This window comes from Hymenobacter baengnokdamensis (assembly GCF_008728635.1).
Taxonomy (GTDB): Bacteria; Bacteroidota; Bacteroidia; order Cytophagales; family Hymenobacteraceae; genus Hymenobacter; species Hymenobacter baengnokdamensis.
This window is the reverse complement of sequence record NZ_CP044285.1, coordinates 1,547,115-1,571,802: the sequence shown is the minus strand read 5'-3', so window position 1 is coordinate 1,571,802 and position 24,688 is coordinate 1,547,115. Positions and strand designations below refer to the sequence as shown.

At 61.1% G+C, this 24,688-nt stretch carries 16 protein-coding genes; 11 read left to right on the top strand and 5 right to left on the bottom strand.

All coding sequences use genetic code 11. The features are described 5' to 3' along the window. Nucleotides 1–48: 48 nt before the first annotated feature. Entirely contained in the window at nucleotides 49–2,061 is a 2,013-nt protein-coding gene (locus F6X24_RS06645) for a M1 family metallopeptidase (RefSeq protein WP_229725397.1), read from the bottom strand. 396 nt (nucleotides 2,062–2,457) lie between these two features. Then, the gene (locus F6X24_RS06640) at nucleotides 2,458–3,615 is read right to left on the bottom strand and encodes a T9SS type A sorting domain-containing protein (RefSeq protein WP_151087260.1); all 1,158 of its coding nucleotides are present in this window, start codon (nucleotides 3,613–3,615) and stop codon (nucleotides 2,458–2,460) included. A gap of 447 nt (nucleotides 3,616–4,062) precedes the next feature. On the opposite strand from F6X24_RS06640, the gene F6X24_RS06635 reads away from it, so the two are divergent. Next, entirely contained in the window at nucleotides 4,063–5,004 is a 942-nt protein-coding gene (locus F6X24_RS06635; RefSeq protein WP_151087259.1) for an aldo/keto reductase, read from the top strand. Nucleotides 5,005–5,171: 167 nt separating this feature from the next. Continuing rightward, nucleotides 5,172–6,203, top strand: coding sequence for an NADP-dependent oxidoreductase (locus tag F6X24_RS06630; RefSeq protein WP_151087258.1), 1,032 nt, complete (start codon nucleotides 5,172–5,174; stop codon nucleotides 6,201–6,203). A gap of 81 nt (nucleotides 6,204–6,284) precedes the next feature. Here the strand turns inward: F6X24_RS06630 and F6X24_RS06625 are convergent, their stop codons facing one another. Then, on the bottom strand, nucleotides 6,285–7,412 hold the full coding sequence (locus F6X24_RS06625) for a transglutaminase-like domain-containing protein (protein WP_151087257.1): 1,128 nt from the start codon (nucleotides 7,410–7,412) through the stop codon (nucleotides 6,285–6,287). A gap of 256 nt (nucleotides 7,413–7,668) precedes the next feature. On the opposite strand from F6X24_RS06625, the gene F6X24_RS06620 reads away from it, so the two are divergent. The 7 genes from F6X24_RS06620 (at nucleotide 7,669) to F6X24_RS06590 (ending at nucleotide 17,253) form a co-directional block, all read left to right on the top strand. Further along, nucleotides 7,669–8,301 carry a (2Fe-2S)-binding protein gene (locus tag F6X24_RS06620; protein WP_151087256.1) on the top strand — a complete coding sequence of 211 codons (633 nt, stop codon included), beginning with the start codon at nucleotides 7,669–7,671 and terminating at the stop codon, nucleotides 8,299–8,301. Continuing rightward, nucleotides 8,298–9,278, top strand: coding sequence for an FAD binding domain-containing protein (locus F6X24_RS06615; protein WP_151087255.1), 981 nt, complete (start codon nucleotides 8,298–8,300; stop codon nucleotides 9,276–9,278). The genes F6X24_RS06620 and F6X24_RS06615 overlap by 4 nt, the downstream gene beginning before the upstream one ends. A gap of 98 nt (nucleotides 9,279–9,376) precedes the next feature. Continuing rightward, nucleotides 9,377–11,614: a xanthine dehydrogenase family protein molybdopterin-binding subunit gene (locus F6X24_RS06610; RefSeq protein ID WP_151087254.1), complete on the top strand. Its 2,238-nt coding sequence runs from the start codon at nucleotides 9,377–9,379 to the stop codon at nucleotides 11,612–11,614. Nucleotides 11,615–11,919: 305 nt separating this feature from the next. After that, complete coding sequence (locus tag F6X24_RS06605) at nucleotides 11,920–12,822, top strand: NAD-dependent epimerase/dehydratase family protein (protein ID WP_151087253.1); 903 nt, start codon at nucleotides 11,920–11,922, stop codon at nucleotides 12,820–12,822. Nucleotides 12,823–13,107: 285 nt separating this feature from the next. Continuing rightward, entirely contained in the window at nucleotides 13,108–13,554 is a 447-nt protein-coding gene (locus F6X24_RS06600; RefSeq protein WP_151087252.1) for a hypothetical protein, read from the top strand. 49 nt (nucleotides 13,555–13,603) lie between these two features. Continuing rightward, nucleotides 13,604–15,505 carry a phosphoglycerate dehydrogenase gene (serA, locus tag F6X24_RS06595; protein WP_151087251.1) on the top strand — a complete coding sequence of 634 codons (1,902 nt, stop codon included), beginning with the start codon at nucleotides 13,604–13,606 and terminating at the stop codon, nucleotides 15,503–15,505. A 104-nt stretch (nucleotides 15,506–15,609) separates the two neighbouring features. Further along, the gene (locus F6X24_RS06590; protein WP_151087250.1) at nucleotides 15,610–17,253 is read left to right on the top strand and encodes an amidase; all 1,644 of its coding nucleotides are present in this window, start codon (nucleotides 15,610–15,612) and stop codon (nucleotides 17,251–17,253) included. 47 nt (nucleotides 17,254–17,300) lie between these two features. Here F6X24_RS06590 and F6X24_RS06585 read toward each other — a convergent pair whose 3' ends face one another. Together F6X24_RS06585 and F6X24_RS06580 are read right to left on the bottom strand one after the other, a co-directional pair. Then, nucleotides 17,301–18,248 (bottom strand): HNH endonuclease, encoded by a 948-nt coding sequence (locus F6X24_RS06585; protein WP_151087249.1) that lies wholly within the window; start codon nucleotides 18,246–18,248, stop codon nucleotides 17,301–17,303. A 26-nt stretch (nucleotides 18,249–18,274) separates the two neighbouring features. Then, on the bottom strand, nucleotides 18,275–18,640 hold the full coding sequence (locus F6X24_RS06580; RefSeq protein WP_151087248.1) for a hypothetical protein: 366 nt from the start codon (nucleotides 18,638–18,640) through the stop codon (nucleotides 18,275–18,277). Between the two features lie 131 nt (nucleotides 18,641–18,771). Between F6X24_RS06580 and F6X24_RS06575 the strand changes: the two genes are divergently transcribed. Continuing rightward, nucleotides 18,772–21,927: a BPTD_3080 family restriction endonuclease gene (locus F6X24_RS06575; RefSeq protein WP_151087247.1), complete on the top strand. Its 3,156-nt coding sequence runs from the start codon at nucleotides 18,772–18,774 to the stop codon at nucleotides 21,925–21,927. A gap of 142 nt (nucleotides 21,928–22,069) precedes the next feature. Beyond that, nucleotides 22,070–24,676, top strand: coding sequence for a site-specific DNA-methyltransferase (locus F6X24_RS06570; protein WP_151087246.1), 2,607 nt, complete (start codon nucleotides 22,070–22,072; stop codon nucleotides 24,674–24,676). Nucleotides 24,677–24,688: the final 12 nt, after the last annotated feature.

Below are 24,688 nucleotides of genomic sequence, written 5' to 3'. Positions count from 1 at the left end.
GCCGGATGCCCTTTATAGTATTTTCCTATACTCTTTCCGGGCTTCGTCCTACTCGGGCAGCTTCGTAGCCCGCCAGGTGTTATTCTGGCGATTCACATCGGGCAGAATATTGGTCGGATTCAGCACTACCTGCGTGAGCGGCGTGGTAGAGTTGTAGCGGAACGTCCAGGTGCCGCCGCGCTGCCAGATTTCGACGGGCAGGTGCACGGTGCTCTTTTTGCCGCTGGCTTCGGTGATTTCGGCCGTTACGGGCATGGCGGCCTGGCCCCGGTTTTCGAGGGAAATGAGCGAGCCCTTGGCCGGGTCCTGGTTGACGTAGGCCACCGAGGTCACGGCCTGGTCGAGCTGCCAGTTTTCAAAAAACCACTCGTGCCAGAACCACGTCAGGTCTTCGCCGCCCACCTCGTTCATGGTGCGGAAAAAGTCGCGCGGCGTGGGGTGCTTAAAGGCCCAGCGCCGGATGTAGCTGCGGAAAGCATAATCGAAGCGCTCGGGACCCAGAATTTCGTGGCGCAGCAGGTAGAGGCCAAAACCGGTTTTGCTGTAGGCCGCAAAGCCCAGGTTGCGGGCCTGCGTCACGTCGGGCACGGTGTAGGGCACGTCGGCGTTGGGGTCCTGCATGGCCCGGATAATGCCGGGCGTGATGCGGGCCGGCACATCGCCCTGCTCCTTATACTCGCCGTTGTTGAAGTTCTGGCTCGACAGGATGTTGATAAAGGTGTTGAAGCCTTCGTCCATCCACGGGTACTTGCGCTCGTTGGAGCCCACAATCATCGGAAACCAGTTGTGGCCAAACTCGTGGTCGATAACGCCCCACAGGTTGCCTTTGCGGGCCTTCGCGCCGCAGAACACGATGCCCGGATACTCCATGCCGCCCACCACGCCGGCCACGTTGGTAGCCACCGGGTAGGTAAACTCGTACCACTGCTTGGAGTTGTATTCTATACTCTTTTTGATATATTCGGTTGAGCGATTCCAGGCCGTATCCTGCGCGGCCTCCACCGGGTAGAGCGACATCGCCAGCGACTTACGCCCGCTGGGCAGGTTCATCCGGGCGGCATCCCACACGAAGGCCGACGAGGCGGCCCAGGCCACGTCGCGGGCGCGCTGGCACTTGAAGTGCCAGGTAAGGCGGCCGTTTTTGCCGGCCGGGCGCGAGCTGGCCTGCGTTACTTCGGCCGGGGTGCGCACGAGCACGGTCTGGTCCGAGCCGGCGGCTTTGGCCAGGCGCTGCTGCTGGCTGGCCGTGAGCACCTCGGCCGGGTTCACCAGCTCGCCCGAGCCGCCCACCAGGTAGTTGGCCGGCACGTTCACAGTGTAGTCGAAGTTGCCGTATTCGAGGTAAAACTCGGCCGACATGTAGGGCAGCGTGTTCCAGCCCTCCACGTCGTCGTACACGGCCATGCGCGGGTACCACTGCGCCACCTCGAATATTTCCCCGTTCTGGGTTTTGAGGCGGCCCAGTCGGTCGGCCCCGTACTCCGGAATATTGAAGGCGTAGGCAATGCTGATTTTGAGCTTGTCGCCGTGCGGCTTCATGGCCTCGGGCAGAATAATCTGCATGCGCGTATCATACACCCGGTACTGCGCCTTTGTTTTCTTACCGTGCAACTCAATCATCACGGTTTGCAAGGAGTCGCCACCCTGGAAGCCCCGCGCCGAGTTGCCGAAGCGCCCACCCGCCGGCGGGGTTACGGCCGCCCCGCGCGAATCGGCCCGGAACAGGTTCTGGTCGAGCTGCACCCATACAAAGGGCAGCGCATCGGGACTGTTGTTGGTGTAGGTTATCGTTACGCTGGACGTTACGCGGGCCGCTTTCTCATCGAGCGAGGCCGCAATCTGATAGTCGGCCGCATTTTGCCAGTAGGTGGCGCCGGGCTGGCCGCCGGCCGTGCGCGTGGCCGGGCCCACCTGGTTGAGGTAGTCGGGATTGAACAGGGCCCGCGCGTTGAAGGGCGGCAGGCCGGCCGGTGCCATAGGCGCGCCGGGCTGGGCCTGGGCCGCCCCTGCCCACAGGAGTGCCGCCCCCGCCAGCAGCTTGGAAAAGAAAGGTTTTTTCATGAAAAAGGCTAAAACGTAAACGTCGTGACCAAAAGTAGCGGTTCGCCGGGGCAATGCCTACTTTGGCAACGCCTAAAGACTGAGCGCCGGGGCCATTGTTGCAACTGATGATATACAGACTTACCAGCTTTTCAGAATACGTGGCTCGTTCTCATGTCGGCCTCACCATCGGCCACAGAGCTGCTACCTTCTATTCATTGCCTTCCTGCACCTCTCACCTCCGGCCCTCTCCCCAATAAGAGAGAGGAACCCGACGGGAAATAAATCTGCTCCGACTCCGAAACCGCGCTAAGGTGCTCACTGGCCCAAAGATGTCTCACAAAAAAAGCGGGGCAACCTGCTGGCCTGCGCCCGCTGGTTGCCCCGCTCAATGAATCGTATGTCTCTGGTCGACCGCTACTGCACCGTAATGCGCTGCACTGCGCGCAAGCCATCGGCCGTGCTGATTTCGAGCAGATAGTTTCCCTGGGGCAAGCCTGCCAACAGCGCCGTGGGCTGGCCCAGGGTACCGCTACCGGTCAGCAGCTGGCGGCCCAGCACGTCGCGCACGGTGAGAGCCACAGCCGCGCGCGAGCCATTGCCGGCCAGCAGCATGAGCGGGCCCTGCGCAAGTGGATTGGGATAAGCCGTTAGGCCCCCTATAGCGGCGGCCAGGCTGGGCCGGGTAGCCAACAACGTAGTCTCGCGCGAGTAGAAAGCGCTCTGCAGCGTTTGGTAGCTGGCCGAAGTGTAAGTGAAACCCGCTTCCGGCTGCGACGAGCCGGCACGGTAGAAGCTGTCATAGTAAGAGGTCGTAACTGCGCCTTGCTGCACCCCCAACGCGCCCAGCAGGATGGCCGGGGCCGGCTGGCCGGCCAGGTAAAAGCTATCGACCTCAATAGTGCGGGTGCGCACCAGCAGCACCGAATTGGCCGCCGGGCCGCCAGCCGTGGGTACACGCAGTGTACCATAGCCCGCCACACTGTCGGTATTTGCGATGCGCTGCACCAGACGCAGCGGCGTTTTGTTTAGGGCAACCAGGCCTACGGTCAGCAGTCCCGACGTGCCCGTGCGGTAGAAATACTTATTAACGGTGCCCACCGTGGTTGGGAATTTCATAATCGTTACTCCTACGGGTACCGACTGAGCCGGCACCACCAGCGAGTCGGTTGGGGAGCCAGTTACGGCACTCAGACCAAAGCGCTGCAGGGGTATACTGTAGCCCAAGTAGTTGAGCCCCGTAGGCGTAAGCGCCTGCGACGACGTGCCCCGCACCGGATAAGCGCCCAGCGATAGCGTGTAATTATAGGTGCGGGTGGTGCCGGCAAAAGCGGGCGTAGCGGCCGGCGCATTATAGGTGTCCGAGGTTTGGCCCGTAGCCGTAAGGCCGGTGTAGTTCCAGGTTTGGTTGGCGCCCGTCATAGGCGGCGTCACGCCCGTAATACTGGCACTATTGTACAGCTCTACCGTAGTAGGCAAGGCCGGAAAATTGCTCTGCGTGAGGGTAATCGGAGTTTGGGCTGCCGCGCTGAGGCCCGTGGCCAGCAAGGTCAGTAAGGGTAGGATTGTTTTCATTCGTAGTAAAATGAGAAAAGTAAAGGGTGTACGCAAAAATAGAAACGCTTCTATGAGCACCAGATGACAGCTGCCAGCAGATAGCCTCGCAGCTGTGGGCTTTCCCAGGCCAGCCGCGCCAATATCCACGCCGATTGTAGTGCCCCGGAGCGCTGTAAGCACTAGAATCAGGCTGAGCAAAGGCTAACTGCTAGGCTACCAACTAATTAAAAATCAGTGGATAACTACCAACAGAGACACATTTTTGCATCTTGGCGTTGAACGATACCTGAACGAGGCTTTTCGCACGGCGCGGACGCCGAGACGCAAAGAGGCAGCTCTACACCCAACCTGGATTTGCTTTAAATCAGGTACAAATACGCGGTCACACCGATGGGCAAAATAACCGCTTTTACACAAAACGCGGGGTAGGCGGTTATACCCGCTCCTACTACTTTTCCACACGTTATGACAACACTTCGTGAACTTGGCCGCTCGGGCCTCCACATTGCTCCGCTCGTGCTGGGCGGCAACGTATTCGGCTGGACGGCCGACGAAAAGACTTCCTTTGCCGTGCTCGACGCCTTTGTGGCGGGCGGCGGCAATGCCATCGACACGGCCGATGGCTACTCGGTGTGGGTGCCCGGCCACGTCGGCGGCGAGTCGGAAACCATCATCGGCAAGTGGCTGAAGCAGCGCGGCCGCCGCGACGACGTCGTTATCGCTACTAAAGTTGGCTGGGAAGTAAATGCTGAAAACAAAGGATTGTCAAAATCCTATATTATGCGCGCCGTGGAAGGCTCGCTCCAGCGCCTGCAAACCGACTACATCGACCTCTACCAGTCGCACAAAGACGACGAGAGCCTGCCCGTGACCGAGCCGCTCGAAGCCTATGCGCAGCTCATTAAAGAGGGCAAGGTGCGGGCCATTGGCGCATCCAACTTCAAGCCCGAGCGCCTGCAGGCGGCCCTCGACGCGGCGCAGCAGGGCCTGCCGCGCTACGAAAGCCTGCAGCCGCTGTATAATCTCTACGACCGGGAAGCTTTTGAGCAGGATGACCTGCCCATTGTGCAGGCCAGCGGCATCGGCGTTATTCCGTACTACGGGCTGGCGGCGGGCTTCCTCACCGGCAAGTACCGCAGCCCGGCCGACCTGCAAAAAAGCGCCCGCGGCGGTGGTGTAGGTAGCAAATACCTGAACGACAAGGGCCTGAAAATCCTGCGCAGCCTCGATGCCGTAGCCCAGCGCCACGGCGTCACGCAGGCCCAGGTGGCGCTGGCCTGGCTGATGCAGGCCCCCGGCATCACCGCGCCCATCGCCAGCAGCACCAGCCCCGCCCAGGTACAGGAGCTGCTAAAAGCCATGAGCGTGCAGCTCACGCCCCAGGACGTGCAGGAGCTGCAAGGGTAGTTTTGCCTTTATTTTTCAAGCTGCTGGCTCTTATTCGTTTATCATTGCGAGCGCAGCCCGGTAATCGCACCCGAACGATAGCCGAACGACTTGCGCCAGGCTCGTTCGGGTGCAATTGCCTCGCAGGCTCGCAATGACAACCGGTTATATCACTACTTCCCCACCCCATGCCCTATTCCAACACCCAGGTCAAGCTGGCTTCGCGCCCGACCGGCCTGCCCACCCCCGAAAATTTCACCATCGAAACCACCGAGGTGCCAGCCTTGCAAGCCGGGCAGGTACTGGTTAAAAATGCGCTGCTCTCGCTCGACCCGGCCATGCGCGGGTGGATGAACGCGGGCCGCAGCTACATTCCGCCCGTGGGCATCGGCGAGGTGATGCGGGCGCTCGGCGCGGGCCAGGTGGTGGAATCGCAGCACCCAGCCTTCGCGGTGGGCGACTACGTGACGGGCGGCCTCCAGGTGCAGCAATACGCGCTGCGCGAGGGCGCAACGGCCGTCAACCCGGCCCACCCCGGCTTTCTACAAAAAGTCGATACCCGCCACGCGCCGCTCGAAACCTACCTCTCGACCCTGGGCATGACGGGCATGACGGCCTACTTCGGCCTGCTCAATACCGGCCAGCCCAAAGCCGGCGAAACCGTGGTGGTGAGCGGCGCGGCCGGCGCCGTGGGCAGCGTGGTGGGCCAGCTTGCCAAGCTCAAGGGCTGCCGCGTGGTAGGCCTGGCCGGCGAGCAGGAGAAGTGCGACTACTGCGTGCAGGAGCTGGGCTTCGACGCCTGCCTCAACTACAAAACCGAGGACGTGCGCCAGGCCCTGCGCGCCGCCTGCCCCGAGGGTATCGACGTGTATTTCGACAACGTAGGCGGCGATATTCTGGACCTGGTGCTGGAGCAGATTCGGCTGCGGGCGCGCATCGTCATCTGCGGGGCCATCTCGCAGTATAATAACACGACGCCTGTTAAAGGCCCCGCCAACTACCTGTCGCTGCTCGTGAACCGCGCCCGCATGGAAGGCATCGTGGTATTCGACAACGCCGCTCACTACGGCGAGGCCGCCCGCGAAATGGCCGGCTGGCTGCGCGAAGGCAAGCTCAAAGCGCCCAAAGTGCAGGTCGAGCACGGCGTCGAAAACTTCCTGCCCGCGCTGCTCAAGCTGTTTTCGGGCCAGAATTTCGGCAAGCTGTTGCTGGCGCCGTAAAGCAGTAAGTAGCGTGGACTCTGCGAGTCCGCGCGTGGTTTCGTGCTGGTTCGTTCTACGCGCGGACTCGCAGAGTCCACGCTACTTTTCTACGTCTTCGAAGGTGTAGGTGCGCGCCACGTTTTCCATCGGCTTACCATCGGCCTCGGCATACGGGTACACGAAGTAGTTGAGCGGCGCGCCGGCCTGCTTGGGCGTCAACGTCAGGTCGCGGCCGCGGGTGAACTCGACGCGGTTTTCATCGTGCGCGCCGAAGAAGTAGGCACGCTTATCCGGGTTTTTAGCGGCCTCGGAGGCATCAACCGGCACCCAGCCGGTTTGCTTGGTGAAGAACTCGGCCCAGCAGTGGTAGCCCTTGATTTCGCCCTTGCCGCGCTCGGCCGGCAGCGGCAGCCCGATGCTGAAGCGCGCCGGAATGCCCAGCGCCCGGCAGTAGCCGATGACAATGGCGTGGAAATCGGTGCAGTTGCCCCGGCGCGCATCGCAGGCATAATATATATCGCCCCGGCCCCAGCCCTGGCCGGTTTTGTCGTAGGTGACGGTGCTCACCACGTGCTCGTAGATGGCGCGGGCTTTCTGCAAATCGGTTTTGGCGCCGGCCTTGTCTATCACTGCCTGAGCCTGGGCTTTGATTTTAAAGTCGAGCGGCACGAGGCGGTCGGGAGCCAGCCAGCGGCTCAGGTTGGGGTCGGTGGCTTCGGCTTCGACGGGCGCGGTATCGGAGTTGGCGCGCAGGTTCAGATGCTCGCGGCGCGTGATGCGGGCCGTAAGCGTAATCACTAATGGCTCAATAGGCGCAGCAGGAAGCTTTGACAATTGCTGGGCCATATGCTTAGTATCATATAGCACACCAGCCTGAAGGACTGAAGCCGCTTGCACTACCAGATGCATGATTTTGTTGCCATATATATCGGTTTCAACAGTATAAGGGGCAGGCACAGCAGCATTCGTATCAGAGGCCTTTATATTCTGAAGCTTAATACGATTTGGAAAGCCAGACACCTCTATTTTGAGGTCGCGCACATCCTGGCTCTTGTCATTGTGCGGCACGGGCATCCAGAATTCCAGCGTCTGGGTGCCGGCGGCCGGCGCCGGCACGGTAGCCCGGCACACCAGCTGGAAGGTGCGGCTGCGCGGGGCTACGGACGCGGAAGGAGCCGGTGCGGCGGCAGTGAGTAGCACAGTAGCGGCGAGCAGCAGGTTTTTCATCCTAATAAGCTAAAAGACAAGGGGCAAATTTACGGCGTTTCCTATGGTACATCCGTCGGCTTGTAAAACCAGAAAGGCCAGCGGTATTCTGCTTCGGAGCTAACTTTCAGCCTCCGGTGCTTTTTGGGCCAAAATGTATACGCCTATTACTCAACCAGAAACTTACTTGCCGGTTACCAGACCGGAACCGGCCGCAACGCTCACCGCTTAAAGCAGTCCTTATCCGGCTTTTCATACATCGTATTTTTACCATATTATGACTACGAACCCCGACCTCGACGCGCCGGCCAACCACGACGAGGCCCGGCGCACGTTTCTCAAGCAGTCGTCGCTGCTCACGGCCCTGGCCCTGGTGCCCGGCTCAGTAGTGACGGCCGCCGCCGAAGGCTTTGACGAGCGCGTGGCCGCCGCCTTCGAAAAGATTCCGTTGAGCCTGAAAGTCAACGGCGTAAAGCATAAGGTTTCGGTGGAGCCGCGCGCGACGCTGCTCGACTTTTTGCGCGAGCAATTGCACCTCACCGGCACCAAAAAGGGCTGCGACTACGGCCAGTGCGGCGCCTGCACGGTGCACGTCGATGGCCAGCGCGTAAACAGTTGCCTGAGCTTCGCGGTGATGCACGATGGCCAGGAAATCACGACCATCGAGGGCCTGGCCGACGGCGACAGGCTGCACCCCATGCAGGAGGCGTTTGTGAAGCACGACGGCTTTCAGTGCGGCTACTGCACCCCCGGCCAGATTATGAGCGCCGTGGCCTGCGTGCGTGAAGGCCACGCCGGCTCAGAGGGCGAAATCAGAGAATATATGAGCGGCAATATTTGCCGCTGCGGCGCCTACGCCAACATTGTGGCCGCTATTCAGGACGTTAAAGGCGGAGGGCAGAAGGTATGAACCAGTTCCAGTACGTGCGCGCTACCAAGCCGCAGGCCGCTATCGACGTAGTAGCCAAAGACCCCACCGCCAAGTTTATCGCCGGCGGCACCAACCTCGTCGATTTGATGAAGCGCGGCGTGATGACGCCGCAAAAGCTGGTAGACATCAACCGCCTGCCGCTCAATAAAATCGAGAGTCAGAATAACAGCCTGCGCATCGGGGCGCTGGCCCTGAACTCGGCCGTGGCAGGCGATGCGCAGATACGCGCTCGCCAGCCGCTGCTCGCCCTGGCGCTGAATGCCGGCGCCTCGCCGCAGCTGCGCAACATGGCTACCGTGGGCGGCAACATGCTGCAACGCACCCGCTGTGCTTATTTCTATGACCTGAGTATGCCCTGCAACAAGCGCGAGCCCGGCACCGGCTGCGCCGCGCTCGAAGGCATCAACCGCATGCACGCCATCTTCGGGGCCAGCGACAAGTGCATTGCCGTGCATCCCAGCGACATGAGCGTGGCGCTGGTGGCCCTCGATGCTACGGTGCTCATCAGCGGGCCGAAGGGCGACCGGCGGCTGGCCTTCAGCGACTTTCACCGCCTGCCCGGCGACACGCCCGAGCGCGATGCCAACCTCGAAGCCGGCGAGCTGATAACGGCCGTGGACATTCCCGATAATCCGTTTACCAGGCACGTGCACTACCAGAAGGTGCGCGAGCGCGCCAGCTACGCCTTCGCCCTGGTGAGCGCCGCCGTAGCGCTCGATATAGAGAACAACACCATTAAAGCGGCCCGCCTGGCCCTGGGCGGCGTGGCCCATAAGCCCTGGCGCCTCCCGGCCGCCGAGCAGGCCCTGGTGGGCCAGCCCGCCACCGAAGCCAGCTTCCGGCGTGCCGCCGAGGTAGCCATGCAGGGTGCCAAGGCGTTCAAACACAATGCCTATAAGCTCAGGCTGGCCCCCAATACCCTCGTGCAGGCGCTTAAAACAGCCAGCGCGGCCTAATGCTGTAGCGAGGACTCTGCGAGTCCGCGCGTAGGAACGTTGAACAACCCCCTACGCGCGGACTCGCAGAGTCCTCGCTACCCAATCTTACTTCATTTATGAAAACGCAAGAAAAGCACATCGGGGGCTCGATGAGCCGGGTAGATGGCCACCTCAAAGTGACGGGCGGCGCCCGCTACTCGGCTGAGTACGAGCTGCCGGGCATGACCTACGGCGTGCTCGTGGGCAGCACCATCGCCAAGGGCCGCATTACGAGCCTCGATACCAAGGCCGCCGAGCGCGCGCCGGGCGTACTGGCCGTGCTTACGCACCTCAACGCGCCCAAGGTACCGGGCTTTAAGCCGGCCGGCAAAGACCCCTCGCAGCCCCCGACCGAGGGCGGGCCGCTAAAGGTATTTTACGACGAGAAGATTCGCTTCAACGACCAGCCAATTGCCTTGGTGGTGGCCGACACCTTCGAGCGGGCCCGCCACGCGGCCCGGCTCGTGAAGGCGCAGTACGCTAAAGAAACGCACCAGACCAGCATGGAAGTGGGCGCGGCACAGGCGTTTCTTCCCTCTTCGGCCCGGAAAAATCCGAAGTCGCCGATGGCCGACTACCAGCGCGGGCAGGCCGATGCCTACCAAACGGCCAGCCTCAAAATCGAGCAGGAATATGTGATTCCGACCGAGATGCACAGCCCGATGGAGATGCAGTCCGTCACGGCGCACTGGGAGGCGCCCGACCGTCTCACGCTGTACGATAAGACGCAGGGCACGCTGGGCACGCGCCGCGACTTTGCCAGGGAGTGGAACCTGCCCGAGGAGAACGTGCAGGTGATTGCCACCTTCGTGGGCGGCGCCTTCGGCAATGCCCTGCACAGCTGGCCGCACGAGTCGGCCGCCGTGATGGGCGCCAAGGTGGTTGGCCGCCCGCTAAAGCTCATGCTGACCCGCGAGCAGATGTTTACGATGGTGGGCTACCGGCCGTATACCTGGCAGAAAATCGGGATGAGCGCCACGGCCGACGGTAAAATCACGGCCATCAGCCACGACTCCATCGGCCAGACTTCCAGCTACGAGGAGTTTACCGAATCGACGCTGGCCCAGACGCGCATGATGTACCAGTCGCCCAACCTGACGACGCGCTACCGCATCGCGGCCCTCGATGTGAGCACGCCCATCTGGATGCGCGGCCCCGGCGAGGCCACCGGCGCGTTTGCCCTGGAGTCGGCGATGGACGAGATGGCGTATCTGCTCAAGCTCGACCCGCTGGAGTTTCGCCTGCGCAACTATACCGACCAGGACCCGGAGAAAAACCGGCCCTGGAGCACCAAGTTTCTGAAGGAATGCTACCAGCTCGGCGCCGACCGCATTGGCTGGCAAAACCGCAAGCTGGAGCCCGGTGCCGTGCGTGAGGGCGACTGGCTGCTGGGCTATGGCATGGGCGTGGGTACCTTCGGCGCGCACCGGGGCTCGGCCCACGTGAGCGCCCAATTGCTGCCCAACGGCCACGTGGTGCTGCAATGCGCCACCACCGACATTGGTCCCGGCACCGGCACGGCCATGACCCAGATTGCCGCCGACGCGTTGGGTATTGCCCCTGGCCGCATCACGTTTGAGCTGGGTAATTCGGGCTTCCCGCAGTCGGGCTCGCAGGGTGGCTCGTCGACGGTGAATACCGTGGGCCAGGCCGTGCAGGATGCCTGCCTGGCGCTGAAAGACAAGCTGCGCGAGCTGGCCGGGGCCAGCCTGCCGGCCTTCGCCTCGGCTAAAAAAGAAGACGTGCAATTGGCCGACGGCTACCTCACGCTGGCCAGCGCGGGGGCTAGCCGGGCGCAGTACGCCGACCTGCTCAAGCAGCCGGGCGCGGCCTTCGTCAACGTGGAGTCGAAGCCCACCGGCACCGATGGCCAGACGTATTCGATGTACTCGTTTTCGGTGCACTTTGCCCAGGTGGCGGTGCACGCGCTCACCGGCGAGGTGCGGGTGCGCAAGCTCGTGTCGTGCGCCGACGCGGGCACCATCATCAACCAGAAAACCGCCGCCAACCAGATGAAGGGCGGTGCCGTGGGCGGCATCGGCATGGCCCTGATGGAAGACGCCGTCATCGACCACCGCTACGGCCGCTACGTCACCAAGGACTTTGCCGACTACCATGTGCCCGTGCACGCCGACGCGCCAGCCGTAGAAGTGGCCTTCGTGAACCAGCCAGACTACCACGTGAACGCGCTGGGCACCAAGGGCATCGGCGAAATTGCAACTATCGGCGTGGCCCCGGCCATTGCCAATGCCGTGTTCAACGCCACCGGCAAGCGCGTGCGCGAGCTGCCCATTACGCCCGATAAATTGGTGTAAGTACCCCTGGCCGGGGGCACACTGGAAACCCTGAAAGAACGTCATACTGAGCTTGCCGAAGCATCTTTATCGAACGACACCTTAGCGGCGCGGTAGAGATGCTTCGACAGGCTCAGCATGACGTTCTTTTAGATGTTTTGAGCGAAATTTAAACGCATTCTAAAAACCCCGCTTTTCGAGCCCGGCGGCGCCGAAAAGCGGGGTTTTTACGGCAATTCGCAGCGCCCCGGCCCGGCTGGCCGTACTAGGCTTTCGACCAGTGCCCATTCCAGCGGCGCTGGTTCTACCCTTCCTTTTCCACTTTTATGAAATCTCCCCAAAAGCCCGCCGGCAAAAAGCGTGTGGCCGTGACCGGCGGCACCGGCAAACTCGGCAAAGTATGCGTGCAGGACCTGCTGGCCCACGGCTACGACGTGTTCGTAATTGATACCGTGGCGCCCGAGAAAGGCATACCAGGCATCATCGCCGACTTGTCTGATTTCGGCCAGACGCTCGACGCGTTTTCTTCGGTGGGCCATGAAATACACGCCGGCGTGGGCACCAATGCCTTCGATGCCATCGTGCACCTGGCGGCTTTCCCGACGCCGCGCCAGTACCCCGATTCCCATCTGTTTCAAAACAACATCATGGGCACCTACAACGTGTTTGAGGCCGCCCGCCGGCTGGGCATCCACAACGTCATCTGGGCCAGCAGCGAAACCACACTGGGCGAGCCTTTTGAGGGCGGCGAGCCCTACGCGCCCGTGGATGAGGACTACCCGCTGCGCGCCAAAAGCGCCTACGCCCTGGCCAAGGTGCTGATGGAGGACATGGCCCGCCAGTTTGTGCTGCAAACGCCCGCCATGAAGCTCGTCGGCCTGCGCTTCAGCAACGTGATGGAGCCGCAGGACTACGCCAAATTCCCGGCCTACGACCACGACCCCGAGGAGCGCAAGTGGAACATGTGGGCCTACATCGACGCCCGCGACGGCTCTCAGGCCATCCGCAAGGCCCTTGAGTGGGAGGCCACCGGCATGCACCCCTTTATCATCGCCAACGCCGATACGGTGATGTCGAAATCCTCAACCGAGTTGATGAAAAACTACTTGCCCAATGTACCAGTGAGGAAAAAGCTGGGCGAGCACGAAACGCTGCTCTCAATTGAGAAGGCCCGGAAAGTGCTGGGCTACGAGCCCGAGTTCAGCTGGCGCGAGGCAAAGTCGCGGTAAGCCCGCCGTCGGCGCATTTTACCAGATTGGCTAGCGTGGATTCTATACTGGCGCGAGTTTAGGCGAAGCCGTAACTCGTGCCTTTCTTCATTGTTGAGGTTGCACCTCCACTGCCGCGTCAGCGGCAAGGCATAACCGCGCCGCCAGGGTCGTCCACTTAGCTCGTTCTACGAGAGGCTCAGCCTCCCCCGAAAATAAGGCACGAGTTACGCTATGCCTAAACTCGCGCCAGTGAAGAAAATACCTGACACCGAGACGCGACACTCTATTTTTCATGTTCTCACAATGACGACCTCACCCGCCACTGCTATTAAGCTACCTTTTTGGCAAGACCCGCAAAGCTCTCTGGCTCTAGTGGTAACACCGACTGATTGTGATGTTTTTTTTACCCTTCTGAGTGAGGGTAAAGCCGAACCTTCGGATGAACTAGGAAAAATTAGTTTTTTAAATTGCTGGGCGACACATATGGTAAAAACTGAGTTCCTGCCTTACAGCATAGCCGAGCATTCCTTTCACTCCTTTTTGCTTGAAGTAATTGATTCTGCGTGGCTGGCGACAGCCACCCGACAACGGTCTTACACCTATCCTGCTTGGAAGAACTGGGATGGCAAAGTGTATCACCATTATATCGTGCAAGGCCATAACAGCTATGTAGAGGTGCTAGCTGTTAGCTTCACCACCAGCATTGCTTCCCCCGAAGAAGGCCAGCGCTACGCTTTTTCAAAAGGATAATGCACATTTTATAGGTTATAGCAGCGATGGCACCACCATCTTTGCGCCCATGCCCGACGCTGCCCCGCTCCTCCCCTACCTCGTTTTCGACTTCGACTCCACCTTCACGCAGGTCGAAGGCCTCGATGAGCTGGCCGACATTGCCCTGGCCGGCCAGCCCGACCAAGCCGAGCGCGTGGGCCAAATTAAGGCGCTCACCGACCGCGGCATGGCTGGTGAAATCGGCTTTCAGGAATCGTTGAGCCAGCGGCTGGCGCTGCTGGGGGCGCACCGGCGGCACCTGGCGCCGCTGGTGGCGCACCTGCAAACGAAGGTGAGCGCGAGCATTCGGCGCAACGGGGACTTCTTCCGGCAGCACGCCGACCACATCTACGTGGTGAGCAGCGGCTTCCGCGAGTTTATTGAGCCCGTAGTGGCCGAGTTTGGTATCGACCCCAGCCACGTGCTGGCCAACACGTTTACGTTTGATGCGGAAGGCAACATCACCGGCTGCGACCCGGCCAACGTGCTGAGCCGCGACGGCGGTAAGATTCGCCAGCTCGTGCTGCTCGACCTCGACGGGCCGGTGTACGTGCTCGGCGATGGCTACACCGACTACCAGATTCGCGAAGCGGGCCTGGCCCACCGCTTCTACGCCTACACCGAAAACGTGAGCCGCCCCAGCGTGGTAGCCCACGCCGACGAGGTGCTGCCCACGTTTGACGAGTTTCTCTACCAGCTGAAATTACCCATGACCCTGAGCTATCCCAAGAACCGAATAAAGGTTCTTTTACTCGAAAACCCCGATGCCCGCGCCGCCGAGCTGTTTCGGCAGGAAGGCTACCAGGTAGAGCAGCTGAAGGGCGCCCTCGACGAGGACGAGCTGATTGCCCGCATCGAGGGTGTGAGCATCCTGGGCATCCGGTCCAAAACGCAGGTGACTGCCCGGGTGCTAGCCGCGGCCAACCGCCTCATTGCCGTTGGAGCGTTCTGCATTGGCACCAACCAGATTGACTTGCCCGAGGCCATGAAAAAAGGCGTCGCGGTGTTTAACGCGCCCTTCTCCAACACCCGCTCGGTGGTCGAGCTGACGCTGGCTGAGCTGATTGTGCTGGCCCGCCGCATTCCGGAAAAAAACCCCAAGATGCACCGGGGCGAGTGGGATAAGTCGGCCAGCGGCTCATTCGAGATTCGGGGCAAAACCCTGGGCATCATTGGCTACGGCAATATCGGGGCGCAGCTCTCGGTGGTAGCCGAGGCTGTGGGCCTGAAGGTAATTTATTACGACATGGCCGAAAAGCTTCAGCTGGGCAACGCCGTGAAGGCCCGGAGCCTGGACGAGCTGCTGCCCCAGGCCGACGTGGTAACGCTGCACATCGACGGCCGGCCCGAAAACCAGGATTTTTTCGGCGAGAAGGAGTTTGCGCTGATGAAACCCGGCGCGCTCTTTATTAACAACGCCCGCGGCCACGTGGTGGACGTGCCGGCCCTGGCCGCGGCCCTGCGCAGCGGCCACCTCGGCGGCGCCGCCATCGACGTGTTCCCGCACGAGCCCAAAACCAATAGCGAAGCGTTTGAGAGCGAGCTGCGCGGGCTGCCCAACGTGCTGCTCACGCCCCACATTGGCGGCAGCACGGCCGAGGCCCAGCGCAACATCGCCGAGTTTGTGCCCGAGCGCATCATGGAGTACGTGAACACCGGCAACACCCAGCAGAGCGTCAATTTCCCCAATATTCAGCTGCCCACCCAGCCCGGCCACCGGCTCATCCACATTCACGCCAACGTGCCGGGCGTGCTGGCCAGTATCAACAACGTGCTGGCCGCGCACCACGTCAACATCCTTGGTCAGTACCTGAAAACCAACGAGTTAATTGGCTACGTAATCACCGATATCAACCGCGAGTACGACCAGGACGTGATTCAGGCGCTGCGCGCGGTAGAGCACACCATCAAGTTCCGGGTGTTGTATTAATGAAGTTGTTTTGTAGTTCTACGGACGGTCCAACTCCCGTAAGTTTAACATGCCGTTGTCTAGTGACAAGGGACGCTATCTTGTCGGCTTAACCTCTTAGCCTCATGAATCGCCGCCTTTTTCTACTCAACGGCTCGCTGGCCGGCGCCGCTCTCACTACCCTTTCGCTGGCGCAATGCACTTCGAATAGCGCGCCCACCGCCCAGCCGCCCACCGACCCGACTGCCGCCAGCCCGGCAGCCGGCCCCGATGCGTTTCCGCTGCTCGAAGCCACGGTGGCTGATTTGCAGCAGCACATGCAGGCCGGCCGGCACTCGGCGCGGGCGCTGTGCGAGCTGTATTTGCAGCGCATCGAAGCGGTAAACGCGAAAGGTCCGACGTTGCGCGCCGTTATCGAAACCAACCCGGAGGCGTTGAAAATTGCCGATGCGCTCGACGCGGAGCGCAAGGCCGGCAAGGTACGCGGCCCCCTGCACGGCATCCCAATATTGATAAAAGACAATATTGATACCGGCGACCAGATGCAGACCACCGCCGGCTCATTGGCCCTGGCCGGGCACCGCGCCAAGCAGGACGCCTTTATCGTCAAACAGCTGCGAGCGGCCGGGGCCGTAGTACTCGGCAAAACCAATCTGAGCGAGTGGGCCAACTTCCGCTCGACGCGCGCCACCAGCGGCTGGAGCAGCCGGGGCGGACAAACTAAAAATCCCTATATTCTGGACCGCACGCCCAGCGGCTCCAGCGCCGGCTCGGGCTCGGCGGCGGCGGCCAGCCTGTGCGCGGTGGCCATCGGCACCGAAACCGACGGCTCAGTAGTGTCACCTTCCTCGGTGAATGGCCTGGTAGGCCTCAAGCCCACGGTAGGGCTACTCAGCCGCACGGGCATCATTCCGATTTCCGCCACCCAGGATACGGCCGGCCCCATGGCCCGCACCGTGCGCGACGCGGCCCTGCTGCTGGCGGCGCTCACCGGCGAAGACCCGGCCGATGCCGCTACTCGCGGCAGCGCCGCCCACGCCGCGCCCGACTATACCAGGTTTCTGGATACCAATGCTCTGAAAGGCAAGCGCCTGGGGGTCGAGAAAAGTCACCTCACCGGTACTTCCGACGCCGTGGCCCTGCTGCAAAAAGCCCTGGCGGTGCTGAAAGCTCAGGGAGCTACCATTGTGGAAATAAACGTAGCCAAGCCGGTCGCGGCCCTGGGCGACGCCGAGTTTCAGGTGCTGCTCTACGAATTTAAAGATGGCGTAAATAAGTACCTGGCGGGTACCAATGCGGGCGTAAAAACCCTGGCCGACGTCATTGCCTTTGACAAGGCCAACGCGGCTAAAGCCATGCCCTTTTTCCAGCAGGAAACCCTGGAGGCAGCCGAAAAAACCGAAGGGCTGGGCAGCGCCAAGTACCAGGCGGCGCTGGCCCGCTCGCAGGGCGGCACCCGCAAAATCCTGGACAAAATTATGCACGACAATCAGCTGGCTGCCATCATCGGCATCACCACCGGCCCGGCCGGCTGCATCGATTTGGTGAATGGCGACTACTCGTCGGGCCTCGACTTTTCGTCGCCGGCCGCGATGGCGGGCTACCCGCACCTTACCGTGCCGATGGGCCAGGCCCAGCACCTGCCGGTGGGGCTCTCCTTCGTGGGGCCAGCTTGGTCCGAGGGCCTGTTGCTGGGCCTGGGCTACGCCTACGAGCAGGCAACCAAGCTGCGGCAAGCACCCGAGATGCGGGGGCCGCTGGTGGGGTAATAAATAAGAAGGCCGGCTACCGCGCCGGCCTTCTTATGCCCCAATCTTTACGGCATAAATAGTTGATTATGGTGCTCCAGGTATTGCTTGGCGGGCTGGTCGAGAATACTTTTGGGGAGCATGCGTAAGGGCTGACCGTCGAAGCGGTAGTACTCTTTGCCATTCTGAAACTCTTCCCGGATACGGCTGCTCACCCGCACTACGCGGTCGGTGGCATCGATAGTCAGGTAATGGCGGTCGAACAGCTTGTGCAGGTCGGAGCGCAGCAGCAGGCCATTGCCGAGCTGGTTGGGTCCGGCCTGGGAATAGGGCTGAATATGGGCCGCTTCGAGCACCGGCAACGTCTTCTCGCCCGAGATAGCGCACTGCTTATCGTAGGCCTGCGTTACCAGCGCCTTGAAGGCGCCCTGCCCGATTCGCACCTTAGTCAGCGCCTCCCGGTAGATGGCGGGCGATTCCAGCAACAGAGAATCGGTAGCCAGCTCTTGGGTAAATGCGTCGTTTTGGTAGCGCAGCAGGGTGGCGCTCACATTAGCCCACAGCCTGGCCCCGATGGGGGTAGCCGTGTTGTACACTTTACCGGTCACGATGGGGTCGCCCCAGTCAGCGGGCGCGGGTATCCAGTCGGGCTTACGGAAAAAGACAGGGGCAGTCAGAACCAGACAGCTGATTTCAGGATTCAGCTCGGCGGGCTTGTGGTGCGCTACCCGGTATTTATTTATGGCGGCTCGGAAATCCAGCAGTTCGCCGTAGCCGTTCCGGTTGCCAAAGGTTTCCCAGGCGAATGACACGGATGCCTTGGTCTGCACTGTAAAAAAGCCCACGCCCACAATGCTATGCTCCGGCTTACGCAGCTTAAGCAGAAAAGGCGCACCAGCCGGTACCGCCCCGAAGTTGGCACCACCCAGCGGCTTCCAGAAATTGACATCCTCGCGGGGTTCCTGCCGCAGGTAATCAAACCACGCCTTGTCGGTTACGCCAACGTAGAAATTCATAGGCAGCGGGATTTACAAAGAAGGAGCTACTGGCCGTTTCGCTCGCTGAGCAGGGCGTCGTAGCGGGCTTTCAGCTCGTCATACTGCCGCACCTTTTCCATGAACTGCTCGTGCACCCGCAGGAGGCGGTCCTTGCACTCTTCCAGGGTGGTAATCTGATAAATCTCTACGGGCTCGGCGGCGGTTGGCGCCAGCTCCCTGAATTCTTCGGCAAAGTTGTGGTAGATGACTTCGCCAACCCGCCGGATAAAGTCAAACTCCAGATTAGGGTCGTCGAAGCGGCGGTAGAGGGTGGGGCGACTAATGCCCAGCGCGCCGTAAAGCCGGGAAACTTTCACGCCGCTTTTGAGGACGACCTCGTGCACAATTTCCCCGCGGTGTTGCTTGGCCATATCGGGTCGACTAGAGGAGGCCAAAGTTGGGGCGCTGCCCTACGCTACCTGCTACCCGTTATTTCTCCATTTTGAAGCATATAGCCGATATGTGAGACATATTTGTATCAAATACGTCTCACATATTCTGCATGGACGGCCACCCCGACCCGAACCCCGTCCGCCTGCCGGACAATCCCATCCTCAACAATCCTTACCTAGCGCCCGACAAGCATTACGCCACCGACCTGCAAGGCAACCTGGACTACGGCACTATTGCGCCAGGCCGACGCTTGTTTGTCCCCGAAGTGCAGGTGATGCCCGGCAAGCACCAGGGCCAGAAAGAAGCGTTTGAGTTCAACGAGCTGGCAGCCTCCTACGGCACGCACCTCATCAACCTGGTGCGCCGGGAGGTAGGGCTGTGGCGGGCCGCCGGCTACCCCGATGCCACCCGCGTAACGCGTGAGCTGCTGGCCTACTGGTTTCCCGACCAGGACGAGTCGCCGGTGAAAAAGCTGTTTTTTGCCCAGCGCGAAGCCGTGGAAACGGCCATCTGGCTCAATGAGGTAGCTGGTCGCTCCAACGCGGGCAGCCACATTCTCAACCAGCTGCGCGAAGGGCAGCAGAGCGTATCGGCCCACCCGGCCGACCACCTGCCGCGCATCGCCTTCAAGATGGCTACCGGCAGCGGCAAAACCGTGGTGATGGCCGCCCTCGTGCTCTACCACTATTTCAACCGCCAGCAGTATCGCCAGGATGTGCGCTTCGCCGATAATTTCCTGCTGGTAGCGCCCGGCATCACCATCCGCGACCGGCTGGGGGTGCTGCGCGCCGATACCACTTCCGACCGCAACTATGCCCAGGACTACTACCACCAGCGCAAGCTGGTGCCGCCGCCCTATGAGGATATGCTCGAAGGGCTGAACGCCCGGCTGGCTATCTGCAACTACCACCAGTTTGAGCCGCGCACCCTGCAAGGCAACAAGCGCGGCGTATTTGATGGTAAGATTGGAGCCGATGGCAAAAAGCAGGACGAGTACGAGAATTACAACCAGGTTTTCAAACGGCTCCTGAGTGGGTTCCGGCCCGGCAGCCGCCTGCTGGTGCTCAACGATGAGGCGCACCACTGCTACCTGCCGCAGGCCGCCCCCGGTAAGCGGAAAAAAGCCACCGACGGCGACGAAGCCGGGGCTGACGAAAATGCCCGCGCGGCCGTGTGGTTCAGTGGCTTGCGCGAACTGGGGCAGCGCTACCAGCTCGCGGCCGTGTATGACTTGTCGGCGACGCCTTACTATCTGCAGGGCTCGGGCTGCAAGCCCTACACCCTTTTTCCGTGGATAGTGACGGACTTCGGACTAGTCGAAGCCATTGAGAGCGGGCTGGTAAAAATTCCCTACCTGCCCGAAAAAGACGATACCCAGCAGCTCGACATGCCGGTGCTGCGCAACCTCTACGAAAACGTGAAGGACAGCCTGCCGAAGATGGGCAAGGCCACCGAGCGCAAAGAAAAAGGCGCCGGCTATATAGAGAAAAAACCCGATTTACCGCAGCTGCTCGTCACGGCCCTCGACCAGCTGGTGGCGCACTACGAGGAATACGACCAGGGTGTACGCGAGCGCGGCGAGCGCCGGCCCGAGCTGCTGAGTACGCCGCCCGTTTTGATTGTGGTATGCAACAATACCGGCGTCTCGAAGGAAGTGTACAAGCACATTGCCGGCTACGAGTTTGCGGACCCGAAGCACGGGCGGGTAGTCGCGCAGGGCCACCACGCCATCTTCTCCAATTACCTGCCCGATGGCTCGCCCAGGCACCGGCCACCGACGCTGCTCATCGACTCCGACGCGCTGGAAAACAGCGGGCAGGTAGACGAGGCGTTTCGCCGGGTATTTAAGGAAGAAATCGCGCAGTTCCGGCAGGAGTACCGCCGCCTGTATCCCGAGCGCCCGGCCGACGAGCTGACCGAGGCCGAGCTGCTGCGCGAGGTAGTAAATACGGTAGGCCGCCCCGGCAAGCTGGGCGCGCACGTCCGCTGCGTGGTGTCGGTATCGATGCTCACCGAGGGCTGGGATGCCAATACCGTAACGCACATCGTGGGCCTGCGAGCCTTTGGCTCGCAGCTTTTGTGCGAGCAGGTGGCGGGCCGGGCGCTGCGCCGGCGCTACTACGAGCTGCAAGCCTACGATAAGCAGGGCGAAGTTGTCGTAGGCACTACCAAGGCTGATAAGGCACGCATAGCCGAGTACAAGTTTCCGCCCGAATACGCCCGCATCATCGGCATTCCCTTCAAAGCGTTTCGGCGGGGCAAGGGTGGCGGCGGGGCCGGCCCCGAGGGCGACGAGGTAACGCCTATCCGGGCTTTGCCCGAGCGCGAGCACCTGGAAATTGTTTTCCCCAACCTGACGGGCTACCGCGAGGAGCGGGGTACCGGCGCGCTGGTGCCCGACTTTGCGGCCGTGGGCAGGTTCGAGCTGGACTTTTCCAAAATACCCACGCACACGGAGCTGGCCTCGGCGTTTTCGGGCAGTACGGAAAGCATGCGGCTCGAAGCCCACGAGCACATGCGCGACAACGAAGCCGTGTACTACGTCACGAGTGAGGTGCTGCGCCATCATTTTTCCGACGTAGATGGCACGCCTCAGATGGAATATTTCGGGCCCGTGCGCCGCATTGTAGCCCAGTGGTACGAGCAGTGCCTGACGCTGGTGCATCAGACCGACCCGGCCTTTAAGCGGCTGGTGAAATACTGGGACAGCAAGGCCGTGGCCAGCCACATCAACCAGGCCATTACGGTAGGCCTGCCCGAGGCGGAGCGCCGCATCAGGCCGGTGCCCAATTACTACAACCCGCGCGGCAGTACCCGCTTCGTGCACGGCCAAACCACCCGCCCGGTGTTTGCCACCACCAAAAGCCCCGTCAACTACGTGGTGGCCGATACCGAAAGCTGGGAGCAGATTTGCGCTAAGGTGCTCGAAGACCTGCCCCAGGTGCTGAGCTACGTCAAAAACGCCTTTCTGGACTTCAAAATCCCTTACCTGAAAGAGGGTAAGGACGCCAACTACCTGCCCGATTTTATCGCCCGCGTGCGCACCCAGAGCGGTCAGACGGTCAACCTCATTATCGAGGTAACGGGCATGAACCGCGATAAGCAGGCCAAAAAGCACTACACCGAAAAGTACTGGCTGCCCGCCGTGAACGGCGACCTCGCCGCCCTGGGCCTGCCGCCCGACGAGCCCTGGGCATTCATCGAAATCAGCGAGGATATCCGCTACACCCGCAACCACCTGGTCGAGAAGATTCAAAGCCTGTAGTCGATGGCTTGATGACTCAAAATTTTATAGCACGTCATGCTGAGCTTGTCGAAGCATCTCTACTTCGCCGCTGGGGTTAGTAATCCAACGAAGCAGTGGAGATGCTTCGGCAGGCTCAGCATGACGGACATTTTCCTTATTCATGTCCAAAAAATCTACTACCCCGCCGGGCTCCTTCCCCGCCGACCCCACCGCCTACACGCACCAGGATAAGCGCAGCTACATTCCGTCCGAAACCGAGGCCGGCGCCGAGCAGCTGAACCCCAAAGTGCAGGGCCACCCCTTGCGGGAGCTCGACAAAAACCCCATTATCCACCGCGGGCAGGACCCCGAGCTGAAGTGGCTGGGCAAATACGACCACGAGGGCGACGACCGGCCCGACTACCTCAAGCTCGATATTCGCTCGCTCTACCGCCACGAGCACGTGCGCCCGCAGGAGCTGATGGCGCGGCTCTACCGCGAGCGCCTGGCCCAGGCCAACGACCAGCTCGGCCTGTTTGGGCACGACTACCAGACCGTAGACGAGCTCGACAAGCCCCTGAGCTACTACCAGCACCACGCGGCCTGGGAAAACCGCCTCATCCTCGGCGACTCGCTCTCGGTAATGACCTCGCTGCTGGAGCGCGAAGGCCTCGACAAAAAGGTGCAGATGGTGTACCTCGACCCGCCCTACGGCATCAAATATGGCTCCAACTGGCAAATCAAGCTCAACAACCGCACCGTGACCGACGGCAAGGACGAGCACCTTTCCTCCGAGCCCGAGCAAATCAAAGCCTTCCGCGATACCTGGGAGCTGGGCATCCACTCCTACCTCAGCTACCTGCGCGACCGGCTTTTGGTGGCTAGGGAGTTATTGACGGAATCGGGGTCTTGCTTCGTGCAGATATCGGATGAGAACGTGCATCTGGTGCGGAACCTGATGGATGAGATTTTTGGGAGCGGGAATTTTGTGAGCCAAATTGTCTATAAAACGACTTCGGGAACCGGTGAGCAATTACTTGAAAGCATTTCGGATTATATACTTTGGTATGCCAAGAATAAAAGTCAACTTAAGTATCGGCAGCTTTACCAATTTAAGATAGTAGGCGGAGAGGGTGGAACCGCTTATGGTAAAGTTGAACTTGCAGACGGCTCGAAACGCAGTTTGACTCCTGATGAAAAGTATGATACTGGCCGTCTGCCTATCGGAGCTAGAATTTACAGAATAGACAATTTGACCAGTCAGCGGGGAGCTTCTGGTTCTGACTTGCGTGAATTTAATTTATGGGGCAAAGCATTCAAGCCAGGGAAAGGAACTTTTAAAACTGATGAAAAAGGCTTACGTAATCTCGCTGCCAAGCACCGTTTAGAAGCAGTTGGCGACAACTTATATTATCGTCGTTTTTTTGAAGACTTTCCTGTATTTCCAATATCTAACGTTTGGAATGACACAAGTATCGCTGGCTTCGCCTCTGACAAAAAGTACATAGTCGAAACCTCGCTAAAAGTCATCCAGCGCTGCATGCTCATGTGCACCGACCCCGGCGACCTCGTGCTGGACCCGACCTGCGGCAGCGGTACCACGGCCTACGTGGCCGAGCAGTGGGGCCGGCGCTGGATAACCATCGACACCTCGCGGATTGCGTTAAATATAGCAAAAACACGATTAATGACGGCCGCCTTCCCCTACTACCGGCTCTACGACGAGGCGGGGCAGGACATCCGGCAGGGCTTTCGCTACAAGGAGGTGCCGCACATCACGCTCAAGAGCCTGGCCAACGACGAGCCGCCGGCCAGCGAAAAGCTCTACGACCAGCCCGAGGAAGACAAAAAGCGCCTGCGCGTGGCCGGCCCCTTCACCGTCGAAACCCTGCAAAGCCTGAACCCGGTGTCGCCCGAGGAGCTGGAAGCGCCCGCGGAAGAGCTGGAAAGCCAGGCCCAGTTTGAGGGCCGGGTGTTTGCCGGCCTCACGGCCTCGGGCGTGCGCAACGGGGCCCGGAACGAGCAGGCCGTTTTCCTGCGCGTGGAGCGGCGCACCTCGCCCGCCCTGCCCGCCGAAGGCTACTGGCGCGATGCCGGGGGCCGCGAACGCAAAGCCTATTTCCTGCTCGGCCCGCGCTTCGGCACCGTGAGTAAAACCCAGGTCAACGAGGCCGTGAGGGAGTGCCGCCAGCTCGGCGACGCCGATTGGCTGGTGGTGCTGGGCTTCGCCTTCGACGATGCCATCGAAAACCGTGAGCAAACCACCAATGCCGGCACGTTTCAGGTCACGCGGGCGCGCATCGGCGAGGACTTATTGCAGGAAGGCCTGCTGAAGAAAGACAAGAAAGCCGCCTCGTTCGTCACCATCGGCGAGCCCGAGATTGCGCTGCTGCGCGACGCCGCCACCGGCACCGCCACCGTTGAAGTACAGGGCCTCGACATCTGGGACCCCATCAACAACCGCCTGGCCGCCCGCTCGGTCGAAGACATCGCCTACTGGATGCTCGACGACGATTACGACGGCGCCAATTTCCTGGTGCGCCAGGTTTTCTTCTGCGGCGGCGAAAAGAACGAGTTCAAAAAATGGCGTGCCCGGCTCGATGGTCAGGCCAGCGCCTCGGCCAAAAAGCAAGCCGAGCAAACCCTACGCATCGAGTTGGACGAAGACGCCTGGGAACGACTCTACGGCTTCCGCTCGCATCCCATCGAGCTGCGGCCCGGCCGGCGCGTAGCGGTGCGCGTCATCAGCCAGTTTGGGGAAGAAAGCACCCGCGTGCTCACGCTGTAGCCGCGCCCGTAC